General features: G+C 66.0%; 15 protein-coding genes. 13 read left to right on the top strand and 2 right to left on the bottom strand.

Annotation, left to right across the window (positions count from 1 at the left end; genetic code table 11):
- Positions 1–63: 63 nt before the first annotated feature.
- The 4 genes from tauA to tauD all read left to right on the top strand — a co-directional run bounded on the left by tauA (position 64) and on the right by tauD (position 3,631).
- Complete coding sequence (gene tauA / locus DM373_RS02680) at positions 64–1,035, top strand: taurine ABC transporter substrate-binding protein (protein ID WP_110992085.1); 972 nt, start codon at positions 64–66, stop codon at positions 1,033–1,035.
- Positions 1,036–1,050: 15 nt separating this feature from the next.
- Positions 1,051–1,845, top strand: a complete 795-nt coding sequence (gene tauB, locus DM373_RS02675) for a taurine ABC transporter ATP-binding subunit (RefSeq protein WP_110992084.1) — start codon at positions 1,051–1,053, stop codon at positions 1,843–1,845.
- Positions 1,842–2,678 (top strand): taurine ABC transporter permease TauC, encoded by an 837-nt coding sequence (gene tauC / locus DM373_RS02670; RefSeq protein ID WP_110992083.1) that lies wholly within the window; start codon positions 1,842–1,844, stop codon positions 2,676–2,678. The genes tauB and tauC overlap by 4 nt, the downstream gene beginning before the upstream one ends.
- Before the next feature lie 119 nt (positions 2,679–2,797).
- Positions 2,798–3,631, top strand: coding sequence for a taurine dioxygenase (tauD, locus tag DM373_RS02665; protein WP_110992082.1), 834 nt, complete (start codon positions 2,798–2,800; stop codon positions 3,629–3,631).
- Between the two features lie 123 nt (positions 3,632–3,754).
- Here tauD and betT read toward each other — a convergent pair whose 3' ends face one another.
- Together betT and epsC are read right to left on the bottom strand one after the other, a co-directional pair.
- On the bottom strand, positions 3,755–5,716 hold the full coding sequence (betT, locus tag DM373_RS02660; RefSeq protein WP_167409787.1) for a choline transporter BetT: 1,962 nt from the start codon (positions 5,714–5,716) through the stop codon (positions 3,755–3,757).
- Positions 5,717–6,025: 309 nt separating this feature from the next.
- Positions 6,026–6,964, bottom strand: coding sequence for a serine O-acetyltransferase EpsC (gene epsC / locus DM373_RS02655; RefSeq protein WP_110992080.1), 939 nt, complete (start codon positions 6,962–6,964; stop codon positions 6,026–6,028).
- Positions 6,965–7,354: 390 nt separating this feature from the next.
- On the opposite strand from epsC, the gene tcyJ reads away from it, so the two are divergent.
- The 9 genes from tcyJ (at position 7,355) to DM373_RS02610 (ending at position 16,308) form a co-directional block, all read left to right on the top strand.
- Positions 7,355–8,149, top strand: coding sequence for a cystine ABC transporter substrate-binding protein (gene tcyJ / locus DM373_RS02650; protein WP_110992079.1), 795 nt, complete (start codon positions 7,355–7,357; stop codon positions 8,147–8,149).
- Positions 8,146–8,814 carry a cystine ABC transporter permease gene (gene tcyL, locus DM373_RS02645; RefSeq protein WP_110992078.1) on the top strand — a complete coding sequence of 223 codons (669 nt, stop codon included), beginning with the start codon at positions 8,146–8,148 and terminating at the stop codon, positions 8,812–8,814. Before tcyJ ends, tcyL begins: the two co-directional genes overlap by 4 nt.
- Positions 8,815–8,816: 2 nt before the next feature.
- Positions 8,817–9,578: an L-cystine ABC transporter ATP-binding protein TcyN gene (tcyN, locus tag DM373_RS02640; RefSeq protein WP_110992077.1), complete on the top strand. Its 762-nt coding sequence runs from the start codon at positions 8,817–8,819 to the stop codon at positions 9,576–9,578.
- A 291-nt stretch (positions 9,579–9,869) separates the two neighbouring features.
- On the top strand, positions 9,870–11,111 hold the full coding sequence (locus tag DM373_RS02635) for an SfnB family sulfur acquisition oxidoreductase (RefSeq protein WP_110992076.1): 1,242 nt from the start codon (positions 9,870–9,872) through the stop codon (positions 11,109–11,111).
- Between the two features lie 86 nt (positions 11,112–11,197).
- Complete coding sequence (locus DM373_RS02630) at positions 11,198–12,379, top strand: SfnB family sulfur acquisition oxidoreductase (RefSeq protein WP_110992075.1); 1,182 nt, start codon at positions 11,198–11,200, stop codon at positions 12,377–12,379.
- On the top strand, positions 12,379–13,770 hold the full coding sequence (locus tag DM373_RS02625; protein ID WP_110992074.1) for an LLM class flavin-dependent oxidoreductase: 1,392 nt from the start codon (positions 12,379–12,381) through the stop codon (positions 13,768–13,770). The genes DM373_RS02630 and DM373_RS02625 overlap by 1 nt, the downstream gene beginning before the upstream one ends.
- Complete coding sequence (locus DM373_RS02620; protein ID WP_110992073.1) at positions 13,763–14,563, top strand: MetQ/NlpA family ABC transporter substrate-binding protein; 801 nt, start codon at positions 13,763–13,765, stop codon at positions 14,561–14,563. The genes DM373_RS02625 and DM373_RS02620 overlap by 8 nt, the downstream gene beginning before the upstream one ends.
- A 1-nt stretch (position 14,564) precedes the next feature.
- Entirely contained in the window at positions 14,565–15,674 is a 1,110-nt protein-coding gene (locus DM373_RS02615) for a methionine ABC transporter ATP-binding protein (RefSeq protein ID WP_110992072.1), read from the top strand.
- On the top strand, positions 15,664–16,308 hold the full coding sequence (locus tag DM373_RS02610) for a methionine ABC transporter permease (protein ID WP_110992071.1): 645 nt from the start codon (positions 15,664–15,666) through the stop codon (positions 16,306–16,308). The genes DM373_RS02615 and DM373_RS02610 overlap by 11 nt, the downstream gene beginning before the upstream one ends.
- Positions 16,309–16,355 lie beyond the last annotated feature (47 nt).

Here is a 16,355-nt window from a genome sequence, read left to right as displayed (position 1 = left end):
GATTTCTTAGATCATCTAGTCTTCTCGCCATCCATAACCCAATTGCCTGACGAGAGGTTCACCATGATCCCGCATGCCCCGCTGCGCCTGTTCGCTGCCCTGACCCTCGCCGGCACCAGCTGGCTGGCCCAGGCCGCCGACCTGACCGTCGCCTACCAGACCACCGTCGACCCGGCCAAGGTGGCCCAGGTGGACGGCGACTACGAGAAAGCCAGCAAGGCCAGCATCGACTGGCGCAAGTTCGACAACGGCGCCGACGTGATCACCGCGGTGGCCAGCGGCGACGTGCAGATCGGCTACCTCGGCTCGAGCCCCCTGGCCGCCGCCGCCACCCGCAAGCTGCCGGTCGAAACCTTCCTGATCGCCACCCAGATCGGTGCCGGCGAGGCGCTGGTCGCCCGTGACAGCATCAAGACCCCGCAGGACCTGGTGGGCAAGAAAGTCGCCGTGCCGTTCGTCTCCACCGGCCACTACAGCCTGCTGGCCGCGCTCAAAAGCTGGAACATCGACCCCACCAAAGTGCAGATCCTCAACTTGGCGCCGCCGGCGATCATCGCCGCCTGGAAGCGCGGCGACATCGACGCCACCTACGTCTGGGACCCGGCCCTGGGCGTGGCCAAGGAAAACGGCAAGGTGCTGATCACCTCCGGCGAGCTGGCCGAAAAAGGCGCGCCGACCTTCGACGCCTGGATCGTGCGCAAGGACTTCGCCGCCAAGCACCCGGAAATCGTCAAGTCGTTCGCCAAGGTGACCCTCGACGCCTATGCCGACTACCGCAAAGACCCGAAAGCCTGGCTGGCCAACCCGGACAACGTCGCCAAGCTGGTGAAGCTGTCGGGTGCCAAAGCGGCGGATATCCCGGTACTGCTGCAAGGCAATGTCTACCCGCTGGCGGACGACCAGGCCAATGCCCTCGGCGCACCGACCACCCAGGCGCTGACCGACACCGCCACCTTCCTCAAGCAACAAGGCAAGGTCGATGCGGTACTGCCGGACTACTCGCCCTACGTCAGCAAGCAATACCTGCCCAACTAAAGACCGGAGCCCGTCATGGCCTTGCTTGAACTGGAGCGCATCAGCGCACAGTACCCCGGCGCCAGCACCCCGGTGCTGGCCGACATCAACCTGAGCCTGGGCCCACGCCAGCTGCTGGTGGCCCTTGGGCCGTCCGGCAGCGGCAAGACCTCGCTGCTCAACCTGATCGCCGGTTTCGTCGCCCCCAGCGCCGGGCGCATCACCCTTGACGGTGCCGCGGTGCAAGGGCCAGGCGCCGACCGTGGGGTGGTGTTCCAGGACGATGCCCTGCTACCGTGGCAAAACGTGCTGGCCAATGTCGCCTTCGGCCTGCAACTGGCCGGTGTACCCCGCGCGCAGCGTGAGGCCAAGGCCCGCGAGATGCTGGCGCTGGTCGACCTGGCCGGCTTCGGCGAGCGGCACATCTGGCAGTTGTCCGGTGGCCAGAAACAGCGCGTGGGCCTGGCCCGGGCGTTGGCCGCCGACCCTCGGGTGCTGCTGATGGACGAGCCGTTCGGCGCCCTCGACGCCTTCACCCGCGAACAGATGCAGGAGCTGCTGCTGCAGGTCTGGCAGCGCACCGCCAAACCGGTGTTCCTGATCACCCACGACATCGAAGAGGCGGTGTTCCTGGCCACCGAGCTGGTACTGCTGGCGCCCAACCCCGGGCGCGTGGTCGAACGCCTGCAACTGGACTTTGGCCAGCGCTACGCCGCCGGCGAGCCGGCGCGGGCGATCAAGTCCGACCCACGCTTCATCGAAACCCGCGAGCACGTGCTGGCGCGAGTGTTCTCGCAACGCGAATCTGCCCGCCGAGAGGAGTCTGCATGAGCAGCCTGGACCTGCCTGTGGCGGCCAAACGTGACGCCAAACCTGCCCCTGGCAAAACCCGCCAGCCCCTTTCCACCCGCTGGATCAGCACCCTGACCCTGGCCACCCTGCTGCTGGCCTGGTGGCTGGTGACGGCGGCCGGCTGGGTCGAGCCGCTGTTCCTGCCACCGCCCGCCGACATCCTGGCCAAGGCCTGGACCCTGCTCACCCAGGGCTACATGGACGCCAGCCTGTGGCAGCACCTGGGCGCCAGCCTCGGCCGCATCGGCCTGGCGCTGGTGGCTGCGACGCTGACCGCCATCCCGGTCGGCCTGGCCATCGGTTACAACCGCGTGGCCCGCGGCATCCTCGACCCATTGATCGAGTTCTACCGGCCGATCCCGCCGCTGGCCTACCTGCCATTGATCGTGATCTGGTGCGGCATCGGCGAGCTGTCCAAGGTGCTGCTGATCTACCTGGCGATCTTCGCCCCGATCGCCATCGCCACCGCCACCGGCGTGCGCACCGTCGACCCGACCAAGCTGCGCGCCGCGCAGTCGCTGGGCGCGACCAAGGCCCAGCTGATCCGCCACGTGATCCTGCCCAGCGCCCTGCCCGACATCCTCACCGGCGTGCGCATCGGCCTGGGCGTGGGCTGGTCGACCCTGGTCGCCGCGGAGCTGATCGCCGCCACCAGCGGCCTGGGCTTCATGGTGCAGTCGGCGGCGCAGTTCCTGGTGACCGACGTGGTGGTGCTGGGGATCCTGTTGATCGCCCTGATCGCCTTCGCCCTGGAGATGGGCCTGCGCGCCGTGCAACGCAAGCTGGTGCCCTGGCATGGGCAGAGCCACTGACCTTTCCAACCCATCGCGGGGCAAGCCCGCTCCCACGCAGTGAATGGAAAGCGTGGGAGCGGGCTTGCCCCGCGATATTGCCCGATAACGGGACACGAATTCTCAAGCGAGATACCACCATGAGCCTGACCATCACCCCTCTCAGCCCGGCCCTGGGCGCGCAGATCAGCGGCGTCGACATCAGCCGCGAAATCACCGCAGAACAGCGCGACGCCATCGAGCAGGCGCTGCTCGAGCACCAGGTGCTGTTCTTCCGCGACCAGCCGATCAACCCCGAACAACAGGCACGCTTCGCCGCCCACTTCGGCGACCTGCATATCCACCCGATCTACCCCAACGTGCCAGAAACCCCGCAGGTGCTGATCCTCGACACCGCCGTGACCGACGTGCGCGACAACGCCGTGTGGCACACCGACGTGACCTTCCTGCCGACCCCGGCACTGGGCGCGGTGCTCAGCGCCAAGCAGCTGCCGGCCTACGGCGGCGACACCTTGTGGGCCAGTGGCATTGCCGCATTCGAGGCACTGTCGGCGCCGTTGCGCGCGATGCTCGACGGCCTGACCGCCACCCATGACTTCACCAAATCGTTCCCGCTGGAGCGCTTCGGCACCACGCCCGAGGACCTGGCGCGCTGGGAAACCACCCGGCGCAACAACCCGCCGCTGTCGCACCCGGTGGTGCGCACCCACCCGGTCAGCGGACGCAAGGCGCTGTTCGTCAACGAGGGGTTCACCACGCGAATCAACGAGCTGAACGAGTATGAAAGCGAGGCGCTGCTAAAGCTGCTGTTCGCCCATGCGACGCGGCCGGAGTTCAGCATTCGCTGGCGTTGGCAGGAGAACGACGTGGCGTTCTGGGACAACCGCGTGACCCAGCATTTCGCGGTGGATGACTACCGGCCCAATCGGCGGGTGATGCACCGGGCGACCATCCTTGGGGATGCGCCGTTCTGATACCTGCCGGTGTAGAGCGTGGGAGCGGGCTTGCCCCGCGATGGCTGTGCTGAATCCACCATCGCAATCGCGGGGCAAGTCGGGTCGCCGCACCGCCGCTCCCACGTAGCCTGCGTTGAATCCTCAGCGGACCAGATGCAGGTACTGCATGTGCCGCTCGTACTGGTCGAGGATGTCGTTGATGATCTGCTCCTTGCTGTAGCCCACCAGGTCGTAGTTCTGGCTGCCCTCGCTCAGGTGCACCTCCGCTCGGTAATAACGGCGGTTCTTCAAGTCCTGCGTACCCAGCCCACCGAGGGCGAACGACGGCGTGAAATACCCACGCATCTGCACCTGGTAGATGAACGGCTGCTCATCGCCATGGCCGATCTTCAGGCTGACGTTGTCGTGGCTCGGGTCGTCCTGGGTGATCAGCACCAGGCCCTTCTGCTCGAACACCTCGCGCACCTCGGCAATCGCCGGGCGCACCACGTCGTCCATGAAGCGGTACACCTCGTCGCGTGACGGGAAATGCACCGCCTGGCTCAGGCGCTGGCGCCAGCCGCCTCGGCCGCGCCGCGACTGGGCGAACGGGGCCAGCGAATGCATCTGCGCGATCTGCCGCTGGCTCTCCAGGTAGAAGGCCTTGTGCAGCCCCCACATCATGCACAACAGGATCAGCGAGAACGGCAGCGAGGTCAGCACCACCGCAGACTTGAGCGAGTCGATGCTGCCGGCGAACAGCAGGGCACTGGTGATCAGCGCAGTCATCGCCCCCCAGAAGATCCGCAGCCAGTTCGGCCCGTCTTCGTCAGCGCCACCGCCCTTGGCCGACAGCGTCGACAGCACCACGGTGCCGGAGTCGGCCGAGGTGACGAAGAACACGAAGCTGATGAACACCGTCACGGCGATCACCGTCTTGCTCCACGGGTAGGTTTCCAGCAGCAGGTACAGGCTCATCGACGGGTTATCCAGTGCCGACTGGCCCAGCGCGGTCATGCCGTGGTTGATCACCTGGTCCAGCGCGCTGTTGCCGAAGATCGACATCCACGCCAGGGTGAAGCCCAGCGGGATCAGCAGCACGCCGAAGACGAACTCGCGGATGGTGCGGCCGCGCGAAATGCGCGCGATGAACAGGCCCACGAACGGCGCCCAGGCAATCCACCAAGCCCAGTAGAACACCGTCCAGCCACCCAGCCAGTCACGGTTTTCACCATAGGCGTACACGTCGAAACTCTTGCGCGGCAAGGCGCCGAGGTAGTCGCCGAGGTTCTGGATCAGGGTGTTGAACAAGTGCTGGGTAGGCCCGGCGAACAGCACGAACAGCAGCAGCGCGCAGGCCAGGAACAGGTTGATGTCGCTCATCACCCGCACGCCCTTCTCCACCCCGGCGACCGCCACGGCCACCGCCGCGCCCATCATCAGGGTGATCAGCAGCACCTGCACCCACTGGCTGTGGCTGATGCCGAACAGGTAGTCGAGCCCGGCGTTCAGGTGCAGCACGCCGAAGCCCATGTCGGCACCCAGGCCGAACACCGTGGCGATGATGCCGAAGCCGTCCACCGCGTAGCCGATCGGGCCGTTGATGCGCTTGCCGATCAGCGGGTACAGCGCCGAACGCAGCGCCAGCGGCAGGTTGTGGCGATAGGCGAAGTAGGCCAGCGCCATGCCGACGAAGGCGAACACGCCCCAGCCATGCAGGCCCCAGTGCAGGAACAGGATCTGCATCGCCTGGCGCCCGGCCTCGGCCGTGCCCGCCTCGCCCTGGGGCGGCTGGAGCATGTGGGTCAGGGGTTCGGAAACACAGAAGAAGAACAGCGTGATGCTGATGCCGGCGGCGAACAGCATGCCCGCCCAGGACAGGTAGCTGAACTCGGGTTCGTCGTGGTCGGCGCCGAGCTTGATCTTGCCGTAGCCGGACACCGCAGTGACCACCACGAACACCAGGTACAGGGTCATGGCCAGCATGTAGTACCAGCCGACGGTGTTGGCCGCCCAGTTCTGCGCCGCCAGCAACCATTCGCCGGCCGCTTGCGGCATGGCGATGACCACCAGGCCGAACAGCAGGATGAAACTTGCCGCGAAGTAGAACACCGGGGGGTTCATGCGGATCTTGCCATTGGCAAGGGAAGGCGTTGGTGCACTCATCGGGCGTGCACCTCGTCAAAGGACGTGAGGTTCGGATTGTACGGGTTCAGCAAAGGAATCCTCCTGTTGAACACCGGCAATGGACCAGCGTTTTACATTGAACAAGCGTTCAAGTTAAACATGGATCGGATTTCAATGCGACCCGATGCCGCTGGGCGGGGACCGAACAGGATGCATCGTGGGAGCGGGCTTGCCCCGCGATTGCAGTGTCCGGCCCACCCCTGCAATCGCGGGGCAAGCCCGCTCCCACGCGCCATATACGCGATGCTAGAGGGTTTTCTTGCCCTCGCAATCCAACTGCAAATTGGCCTGGGTAATGTTGCTCTCGGCCGGCACGCTGCGGGTCAGCCACACGTTGCCGCCAATGGTCGAGCCCTTGCCGATGGTGATGCGCCCCAGAATGGTCGCCCCGGCATAGATCACCACGTCGTCCTCGACGATCGGGTGGCGCGCCAGGCCTTTGTGCAGGGTCCCCGACTCGTCGCTGGGGAAGCGCTTGGCCCCCAGGGTGACCGCCTGGTAGATGCGCACCCGCTCGCCAATGATCGCCGTCTCGCCAATGACCACGCCGGTGCCGTGGTCGATGAAGAAACTCGGGCCGATCTGCGCACCGGGGTGGATGTCGATGCCGGTGGCCGAGTGCGCCAGCTCCGAGCTGATCCGCGCCAGCAGCGGCAAGCCAGCCTGGTACAGGTGATGGGCCAGGCGGTGGTGAATGATCGCCAGGATGCCCGGGTAGCACAGCAGCACCTCGTCGACGCTGCGCGCCGCCGGATCACCGTGGTAGGCGGCCAGCACATCGGTGTCGAGCAGCACGCGCAGGGCCGGCAGGGCGGCGGCGAAGTCCTGCACCAGGCGCAGGGCATGGGCGTCGACGTCGGTGACGTCGGTCTTGCCATGGCGCGCCGCGTAACGCAGCTCCAGGCGAGCCTGGGCCAGCAGCGCGGTCAGCGCGGCGTCGAGGGTATGGCCAACGTAGAAGTCCTCGCTTTCTTCGCGCAGGTCCACCGGGCCCAGGCGCATGGGGAACAGCGCGCCGCACAGTTGCTCGAGGATCTGGCGCAGCGCCTCGCGCGACGGCAGCTCGCGGCCGCCCTGCTCGCCGCTGCTGCGGCCATTGCTGCTGCGCCATTGCTCACGGGCGCTGCGCAGGCCGGTGACGATGCCCTGCAGTTGCCAATGGGCTGTTGATGGTTGTTCGCTCACGGTGGATCTCCTGCCGATCAGGCCGACTGTTTTTATCGTCAGCCCCGGCCTCTTCGCGGGTAAACCCGCTCCCACAGGATCTTGCTCAACTTGAGAAATGTGCGATCTCTGTGGGAGCGGGTTTACCCGCGAAGGGGCCAGCACCGACTGAATGGCATCCACGATACGACAAATCCCCCCCTTGGAAAAAACAACGCTTTATTCCATCCTGCGCTAAGTCCGGCATAAGCAACGCTGACGGGGTGTCCATTCGTGGCTACCCTCAACCGTGCCACGGGATGGCAATGTGCAAACATGGAATAACAACCGGTTTTTTTATTATTTCCAGGCCTATACGGCCCAGCTTTATATTTGCCACCCACTACTTCCACAACAAGCGCGGGGCCACACATGTCCAAATTCGCCAAACCCCTTCTCAATGCCAGCCTGGCGCTCCTGCTCGGCGCCGGCCTGCTCGGCCAGGCCTTCGCCGGCGAGCAACTGAAGACCATCCAGGAAAAAGGCGTGATCAACGTCGGCCTGGAAGGCACCTACCCTCCGTTCAGCTTCCAGGATGAGAACGGCAAGCTGGCCGGCTTCGAAGTGGAGCTGTCGGAACTGCTGGCCAAGGAGCTGGGGGTCAAGGCCAAGGTGCAGCCGACCAAATGGGACGGCATCCTCGCCGCGCTGGAGTCCAAACGTCTGGACGTGGTGATCAACCAGGTGACCATCTCCGACGAGCGCAAGAAGAAGTACGACTTCTCCGAGCCCTACACCGTCTCCGGTATCCAGGCGCTGATCCTGAAGAAGAAAGCCGACACCCTGAACATCAAGACCGCGCAGGACCTGGCGGGCAAGAAGGTCGGCGTGGGCCTGGGCACCAACTACGAGCAATGGGTCAAGCAGGACGTGCCGAAAGCCGAAGTACGCACCTATGAAGACGACCCGAGCAAGTTCGCCGACCTGCGCAACGGCCGCATCGACGCCATCCTGATCGACCGCCTGGCCGCGCTGGAATACGCGCAAAAAGCCAAGGACACCCAGCTCGCCGGCGACGCCTTCTCGCGCCTGGAAAGCGGCGTGGCCCTGCGCAAGGGTGAGCCCGAGCTGCTGGCCGCACTCAACAAGGCCATCGACAAGCTGAAGGCTGACGGCACCCTGGCCAAGCTGTCCGAGAAATACTTCGGTGCCGATGTCACCAAATGATTGCTGAAAGCCTGCAACTCGTTGCCGACTCCACGCCCTTCCTGCTGAAGGGCGCTGGCTACACGGTGCTGCTCAGTGTCGGCGGCATGTTCTTCGGCCTGGTGCTGGGCTTTGCCCTGGCACTGATGCGCCTGTCGAAGATCCTGCCGCTGGACTGGCTGGCACGCATCTACGTCTCGTTCTTCCGTGGCACGCCGCTGCTGGTGCAGCTGTTCGTGATCTATTTCGGCATGCCGCAGATCGGTATCGAGCTCGACCCGATCCCGGCCTCGCTGATCGGTCTGTCACTGAACATGGCGGCATACATCTGCGAGATCCTGCGTGCGGCGATCTCCTCGATCGACCGTGGCCAGTGGGAGGCCGCGGCTTCCATCGGCATGACCCGCACCCAGGCCATGCGCCGGGCGATCCTGCCGCAGGCGCTGCGCACCGCGCTGCCGCCGCTGGGTAACAGTTTCATCTCGCTGGTCAAGGACACCGCCCTGGCGGCGACCATCCAGGTGCCCGAGCTGTTCCGTCAGGCGCAGCTGATCACGGCCCGCACCTTCGAAGTGTTCACCATGTACCTGGCGGTTGCGGTGATCTACTGGATCCTCTGCAGCATCCTCGCGCACTTCCAGAACCGCATGGAAGCGCGGGTCAACCAGCACGACCAGGAGCACTGACGATGATCGTAGTAGAAGGCCTGACCAAGCGGTTCAAGGGCCAGACCGTGCTCAACGGCATCGACCTCACCGTACAACCGGGCGAAGTGGTGGCCATCATCGGCCCCAGCGGCTCGGGCAAGACCACCTTCCTGCGCTGCCTCAACCTGCTGGAAACGCCCGACGCCGGGCGCATCCAGATCGGCGATATCAGCATCGACGCCAACCGCCCCCTGGGCGGCCAGCAAAGCGCGATTCGCCGCCTGCGCCAGCAGGCCGGCTTCGTGTTCCAGAACTTCAACCTGTTCCCTCACCGCACCGCGCTGGACAACGTCATCGAAGGGCCGGTGATCGTCAAGAAGACCCCTCGCGACAAGGCCATCGAACTGGGCAAGCGCCTGTTGGCCAAGGTCGGCCTGGCCGGCAAGGAAGACGCCTACCCCCGGCGCCTGTCCGGTGGCCAGCAGCAGCGGGTGGCCATTGCCCGCGCCCTGGCCATGGAGCCGGAGGTGATCCTGTTCGACGAACCCACCTCGGCGCTCGACCCCGAGCTGGTGGGTGAAGTGCTGGCGACCATCCGCGGCCTGGCCGAGGAAAAGCGCACCATGATCATCGTCACCCACGAGATGAGCTTTGCCCGCGATGTGGCCAATCGGGTGATCTTCTTCGACAAGGGCGTGATCGTGGAGCAGGGTGAGGCCAAGGCGCTGTTCGCCAACCCCAGAGAGGAGCGTACGCGGCAGTTCTTGCGCAAGTTCCTCGGGACCGCTGCCGCGCAGGACTGATCCACCGCAATCGCGGGGCAAGCCCGCTCCCACGCTGGAACATGCGTGGGAGCGGGCTTGCCCCGCGATTTTTTTCGACCCTTGAGTTCTTCTATTGATATTCCCAAACGTTAGTTCATAAAGCTTTTACAAACGAATAGGGTATATAGACCGGACCACCGGACCAGCAAACGTCTGCCGACCTCACCCCGAGGCGGCACAGTCAACTTTTGTGAGGTAAGGAATGGTCAGGATCACAATCACCCCAGTGGCCAACGCCAGGGCATTGAGTGCAGCCAAGGAGCGGCACTGATGTCCAGCCAGCCAACTACCCAATCGCACAGCGACACCGACAGCTCACCCCTGCTGCTGCCCGCCAAGGTGCTGCAGAGCGACCAGGAGGCCCTGCAGGCCGCCCGTGAACTGGCCGAAGTGGCCCGCCACAACGCCGCCAGCCGCGACCAGCAGCGCAAGCTGCCGTGGGCCGAGATCGAACAGTTCACCCGCAGCGGCCTGGGCAGCATCAGCATCCCCAAGGCCTACGGCGGCCCGGAAGTGTCGTTCGTGACCATCGCCGAAGTGTTCCGCCTGATCAGCGCCGCCGACCCGGCGCTGGGGCAGATCCCGCAGAACCAGTTCGGCATCCTGCAACTGGTGCGTCTGACTGCCACCGAGGCGCAGAAACAGCGGATCTTCCGCGCCGTGCTCGACGGCTGGCGCATCGGCAATGCCGGGCCGGAGCGCGGCACCAAGGACACCCTGACGCTCAAGGCGCGCATCACCCGCAAGGGCGACGACTTCAGCATCAGCGGCGAAAAGTTCTACTCCACCGGCGCCCTGTACGCCCACTGGGTAGCGGTCAAGGCACTGGACGACGAAGGCCGCCAGCGCCTGGCGTTCGTGCGCCGTGGCAGCCGCGGCTTGCGCATCATCGACGACTGGTCGGGCTTTGGCCAACGCACCACCGCCAGCGGCACCGTGCTGCTGGAGCAGGTACCGGTGGACGCCGACCTGGTTGTGGATAACTGGCGCCAGCGCGATGTACCGAACATCCAGGGCGCGGCCTCGCAACTGATCCAGGCGGCCATCGACGCCGGTATCGCCGAAGCGGCGATCGAGGACGCGATCAGCTTCGTGCGCGAGAAGTCGCGGCCATGGATCGAAGCCAAGGTCGAGCGCAACAGCGACGACCCTTATGTGATCGCCGACATCGGCCGCCTGAAGCTCGACCTGCATGCCGCCGAAGCGCTGCTGCGCAGGGCCGCCAAGGTGCTCGACGATGTCAACGCCGGCCCCATCGACGATGCCGCTGCGGCGCGGGCCTCGATCGCGGTGGCCGAGGCCAAGGTGCTCACCACCGAGATCTCGTTGCAGGCCAGCGAGAAGCTGTTCGAGCTGGCCGGCAGCCGCGCGAGCCTGGCCGAGTACAACCTCGACCGGCACTGGCGCAACGCCCGGGTGCACACCCTGCACGACCCGGTGCGCTGGAAGTACCACGCGGTCGGCGCTTACTACCTCAACGGCAGCCTGCCAGCCCGCCATTCCTGGATCTGATTTTCGGCTCATCGCGGGGCAAGCCCGCTCCCACGGTTACGACGTGGGAGCGGGCTTGCCCCGCGATGAGGCCTTCGGAGAGCACCATGACTGCATCCCTCATCACCAACGACGCCCAGGCCCTGGCCGTCGCCGAAGAACTCGCCCACCACCTGCGCCAGGACAGCGCCGTGCGCGACCGCGAACGCCGCCTGCCCCACGCCGAACTCGAACGCTTCGTGCACACCGGCCTATGGGGCATCAGCGTGCCCAAGGCCTTTGGCGGCGCCGGCGTGTCCAGTGCCACCCTGGCCAAGGTCGTGGCCCGCATCGCCCAGGCCGACGCCTCGATCGGGCAGATCCCGCAGAACCACTTCTACGCCCTGGAAGTGCTGCGGGTGAACGGCAGCGCGGAGCAACAGAAACGGCTTTATGCCGAAGTCCTCGCTGGCCGGCGCTTCGGCAATGCCCTGGCCGAAATCGGTACCAAGAACGCCCACGAACGCACCACACGCCTGACCCGTGACGGCGAGCATTACCGCATCAACGGCCGCAAGTTCTACTGCACCGGCGCCATTTATGCCCAACGCATCCCGACCCTGGTGATCGACGAACAGGACGTGCAGCACCTGGCGTTCGTACCCGCCGACAGCCAGGGCATCGAAGTGATCGACGACTGGAGCGGCTTCGGTCAGCGCACCACCGGCAGCGGTTCGGTGGTGTTCGACAACGTGCCGGTACGCGCCGAAGACGTGGTGCCGTTCGGCAGCGCCTTCGAGCGCCCGACCACGGTCGGCCCGCTGGCACAGATTCTCCACGCGGCCATCGACACCGGCATTGCCCGCGCCGCCTTCGAAGACGCCCTGCACTTCGTGCGCACCCGCAGCCGGCCGTGGGTCGACTCGGGTGTCGAGAAGGCCAGCGACGACCCACTGACGCTGAAGAGCTTCGGCCACCTGGCGATCCGCCTGCACGCCGCCGAAGCGCTGCTGGAGCGCGCCGGCGAAATCCTCGACATCGCCCAGGCCGACAGCACCGCCGACACCCTCGCCGCGGCCTCCATTGCCGTGGCCGAGGCGCGGGCGATCAGCACCGAAATCTCGCTGGCCGCCGGCACCACCCTGTTCGAACTAGCCGGCAGCCAGGCCACCCTGGCCGAGCACAACCTCGATCGCCACTGGCGCAACGCCCGGGTGCACACCCTGCACGACCCGGTGCGCTGGAAGTACCACGCCATCGGCAACTTCTACCTCAACGACGAGAAGCCGCCGCGCCGGGGGACCATCTGATGGCCAAGCAGATCCTGCTCAATGCGTTCAACATGAACTGCATCGGGCACATCAACCACGGCCTGTGGACCCACCCGCGGGACACCTCGACCCAGTACAAGACCCTCGACTACTGGACCAACCTGGCCCGCCTGCTGGAGCGCGGGCTGTTCGACGGGCTGTTCATCGCCGATATCGTCGGCACCTACGACGTGTATGGCCAATCGCTGGACGTGACACTCAAGGAGTCGATCCAGCTGCCGGTCAACGACCCGCTGCTGCTGGTCTCGGCCATGGCGTCGGCAACCCGGCACCTGGGCTTCGGCCTTACCGCCAACCTGACCTATGAGGCGCCCTACCTGTTCGCGCGGCGCCTCTCCACCCTCGATCACCTGAGCAACGGCCGGGTCGGCTGGAACATCGTCACCGGCTACCTCGACAGCGCCGCCCGGGCCATGGGGCTGGAACAGCAACCCGAGCACGACCGCCGCTACGACCAGGCCGACGAGTACCTGCAGGTGCTGTACAAACTGCTCGAAGGCAGTTGGGACGACGATGCCGTGGTCGCCGACCGCGCGCAGCGTGTGTATGCGCACCCGGACAAGGTGCACAAGGTCACCCACCACGGTGAGTTCTACGACGTCGAGGGCTACCACCTGTGCGAACCCTCGCCGCAGCGCACCCCGGTGCTGTTCCAGGCCGGCAGTTCGGCACGGGGCCTGGCCTTTGCCGGCAACCATGCCGAGTGCGTGTTCATCAGCGGCCAGGACAAGGCCGCCACCCGCGCCCAGGTCGACAAGGTGCGCGCAGCAGCGCAAGCCGCTGGTCGCGACCCGCAGGCGGTCAAGGTGTTCATGGGCATCAGCGTGATCGTTGCCGCAACCGAAGACGAAGCCCGCGCCCTGCACGCCGAGTACCTGCACTACGCGAGCCCCGAGGCCGGCGTGGCGCACTTCGCCAGCTCCACCGGTATCGATTTCTCGCGCTACGGGCTGGACGAGCCGATCGGCTTCGCCAAGGGCAATGCCATCCAATCCGCCACCCGCCAACTGCAGGACAGCGCCTGGACCCGCCGCCGCCTGCTGGAGCAGCACGCCCTGGGCGGGCGTTACGTGACCCTGGTCGGCAACCCCGAACAGGTCGCCGAGCAACTGATCGGCTGGCTCGACGACACCGGCCTGGACGGTTTCAACCTGACCCGCACCGTCACCCCGGAAAGCTTCGAGGCCTTCATCGACCTGGTAGTACCCGAACTGCAGCGCCGTGGCCGCTACAAGACCGCGTACGCCGAAGGCACCCTGCGCGAGAAGCTGTTCGCCAGCGACCACCCGCACCTGCCCGCCGACCACCCCGGATCCACCTACCGCAACACCCACGCCTCTGCCCCGACTGGAGCCCTGCACCATGCTTGAGAAACTGTTCCGGCCCGTCGCGGCCATCGCCCTGGGCCTCGGACTGTCCGCCGCCGCCTTCGCCGCCGAGCCACTGAAGATCGGCACCACCGCCGCCTTCGCCATCCCGCTGGAAGCGGCGGTGGCAGAAGCCCACAAACAAGGCCTGGAAGTGAAGCTGATCGAGTTCAGCGACTGGATCGCGCCCAATGTCAGCCTCAACAGCGGCGACATCGACGTGAACTACTTCCAGCACATCCCCTTCCTGGAGAACGCCAAGGCCGCCGCCGGCTTCAACCTGGTGCCCTACGCGCCAGGGATCATCAACAACGTCGGCCTGTACTCGAAAAAGTACAAGAGCTTTGCCGAGTTGCCCGAAGGCGCTAGCGTGGCCATCGCCAACGACCCGATCAACAGTGGCCGTGGCCTGCAATTGCTGGCCAAGGCCGGGCTGATCACCCTAAAGCCGGGCGTGGGCTACAAGGCCACCGAAGACGACATCGTCGCCAACCCGAAGAAGATCAAAATTCTCCAGGTCGAGGCCGTGCAGCTGGTGCGCGCCTACGATGACGCCGACCTGGTGCAGGGCTACCCGGCCTACATCCGCCTGGCCAACACCTTCGACGCCACCTCGGCGCTGCTGTTCGACGGCCTGGAAAACAAGGAATACGTGATCCAGTTCGTCATCCGCCCGCAGGAGAAGAACGACCCGCGCCTGGCCAAGTTCGTCGACATCTATCAACACTCGCCCGCCGTGCGCGCAGCCCTGGACAAGGCCCATGGCAAGCTGTACCAGGCCGGCTGGGAAGGCTGACATGAGCCAGGCCAGCGCCCTCAGGGCGCTTCCCTCGCAGCCGGTGCCGCTCAGGGCGCCTGAACAAGTGCTGCGCCCGGAGGTGAACCAGGCCCATGTGCGCTTCATCGGCCTGGGCAAGACCTACCCGGGCCAGGCGCAACCGGCGCTGCAAGGCATCGACCTGAACATCCGCCGCGGCGAGATCTTCGGCATCATCGGCCGCAGCGGCGCCGGCAAGTCGTCGCTGCTGCGCACCATCAACCGCCTGGAGCAGCCAAGCCAGGGCCGGGTGCTGATCGACCAGGTGGACATCGCGCCCTTCGACGAAGACCGCCTGGTGGCCCTGCGCCGACGCATCGGCATGATCTTCCAGCACTTCAACCTGATGTCGGCCAAGACCGTGTGGCAGAACGTCGAGCTGCCGTTGAAGGTGGCCGGCGTGAGCAAGCCCGAGCGCCAGCGCAAGGTGCGCGAGCTGCTGGAGCTGGTGGGGCTGGCGGAAAAACACCACGTCTACCCGGCGCAGCTGTCCGGCGGGCAGAAGCAGCGGGTCGGCATCGCCCGGGCGCTGGTGCACGACCCCGAGATCCTGCTGTGCGACGAAGCCACCTCGGCGCTCGACCCGGAAACCACCGCATCGATCCTCGAACTGCTGCGCGACATCAACCAGCGGCTGGGCCTGACCGTGGTGCTGATCACCCATGAAATGGCGGTGATCCGCGATATCTGCCAGCGCGTGGTGGTGCTCGAGCGCGGCGAAGTGGTCGAGCAGGGCGAGGTATGGCAGGTATTCGGTGCGCCACGCCACGAGGTCACCCGCACCTTGCTCGCGCCCTTGCAGACGCGCCTGCCCGCCGCCTTGCAGGCCAGCCTGCGGGCCAGCCCGAACAGCCGCGATGCGGCCGTGGTACTGCGCCTGCAGCTGGTCGGTGAACCGGAGCTGAGCACGCTGTTCGGCGACCTGGGTGGCCGCGTGCGCCTGCTCCAGGGCGGCGTCGAAACCATCGGCGAGCATGCCCTGGGCCAGTTGATCCTGGCCGTGCGCGGCTCACCGCTGGACACTCACCAATTGCTCGAACGCGCCCGGCGCTGGGCTACGGATGTGGAGGTACTGGGCCATGTGGATTGATCGCCTGCTGCAAGGCTTGCTCGACACCCTGCTGATGGTCGGCGTGTCCTCGCTGGTGGCGCTGCTCGTGGGGGTACCGATGGCAGTGCTGCTGGTCACCAGCGACAAGGGCGGGATCTTCGAGGCGCCGGCGCTCAACCGGGTGCTGGGCGCCATCGTCAACCTGTTCCGCTCGATCCCGTTCCTGATCCTGATGGTCGCGCTGATCCCCTTCACCCGCCTGGTGGTCGGCACCACCTACGGCGTGTGGGCGGCCGTGGTGCCGCTGACCATTGCTGCCACGCCATTCTTCGCACGGATTGCCGAGGTCAGCCTGCGCGAGGTCGACCATGGCCTGGTCGAAGCGGCCCAGGCCATGGGCTGCCGGCGCTGGCACATCGTCTGGCATGTGCTGCTGCCCGAGGCGCTGCCGGGGATCGTCGGCGGTTTCACCATCACCCTGGTGACACTGATCAACTCGTCGGCCATGGCCGGGGCGATCGGTGCGGGAGGGCTGGGGGATATCGCCTACCGCTATGGCTATCAGCGCTTCGACAGCCAGATCATGCTGACGGTGATCGTCATGCTGGTGGCATTGGTGGCAGTGATCCAGCTGGGCGGGGACCGCTTGGCCAAGGGTTTGAACAAGCGTTGAGCCCATCGCGGGGCAAGCCCGCTCCCACGGTGGGTCGTGGGAGCGGG

Source organism: Pseudomonas sichuanensis (assembly GCF_003231305.1).
GTDB classification, from domain to species: Bacteria; Pseudomonadota; Gammaproteobacteria; order Pseudomonadales; family Pseudomonadaceae; genus Aquipseudomonas; species Aquipseudomonas sichuanensis.
The sequence above is the reverse complement of the archived record's forward strand: the minus strand, read 5'-3'. Positions and strand labels throughout refer to the sequence as shown.

What these genes read in the sequence shown, in the direction of transcription:
- tauA (WP_110992085.1), top strand. Translation starts at nt 64, where the DNA reads ATGATCCCGCATGCCCCGCTGCGCCTGTTCGCTGCCCTGACCCTCGCC.
- tauB (WP_110992084.1), top strand. Translation starts at nt 1,051, where the DNA reads ATGGCCTTGCTTGAACTGGAGCGCATCAGCGCACAGTACCCCGGCGCC.
- tauC (WP_110992083.1), top strand. Translation starts at nt 1,842, where the DNA reads ATGAGCAGCCTGGACCTGCCTGTGGCGGCCAAACGTGACGCCAAACCT.
- tauD (WP_110992082.1), top strand. Translation starts at nt 2,798, where the DNA reads ATGAGCCTGACCATCACCCCTCTCAGCCCGGCCCTGGGCGCGCAGATC.
- betT (WP_167409787.1), bottom strand. Translation starts at nt 5,716, where the DNA reads ATGAACCCCCCGGTGTTCTACTTCGCGGCAAGTTTCATCCTGCTGTTC.
- tcyJ (WP_110992079.1), top strand. Translation starts at nt 7,355, where the DNA reads ATGTCCAAATTCGCCAAACCCCTTCTCAATGCCAGCCTGGCGCTCCTG.
- tcyL (WP_110992078.1), top strand. Translation starts at nt 8,146, where the DNA reads ATGATTGCTGAAAGCCTGCAACTCGTTGCCGACTCCACGCCCTTCCTG.
- tcyN (WP_110992077.1), top strand. Translation starts at nt 8,817, where the DNA reads ATGATCGTAGTAGAAGGCCTGACCAAGCGGTTCAAGGGCCAGACCGTG.
- DM373_RS02635 (WP_110992076.1), top strand. Translation starts at nt 9,870, where the DNA reads ATGTCCAGCCAGCCAACTACCCAATCGCACAGCGACACCGACAGCTCA.
- DM373_RS02630 (WP_110992075.1), top strand. Translation starts at nt 11,198, where the DNA reads ATGACTGCATCCCTCATCACCAACGACGCCCAGGCCCTGGCCGTCGCC.
- DM373_RS02625 (WP_110992074.1), top strand. Translation starts at nt 12,379, where the DNA reads ATGGCCAAGCAGATCCTGCTCAATGCGTTCAACATGAACTGCATCGGG.
- DM373_RS02620 (WP_110992073.1), top strand. Translation starts at nt 13,763, where the DNA reads ATGCTTGAGAAACTGTTCCGGCCCGTCGCGGCCATCGCCCTGGGCCTC.
- DM373_RS02615 (WP_110992072.1), top strand. Translation starts at nt 14,565, where the DNA reads ATGAGCCAGGCCAGCGCCCTCAGGGCGCTTCCCTCGCAGCCGGTGCCG.
- DM373_RS02610 (WP_110992071.1), top strand. Translation starts at nt 15,664, where the DNA reads ATGTGGATTGATCGCCTGCTGCAAGGCTTGCTCGACACCCTGCTGATG.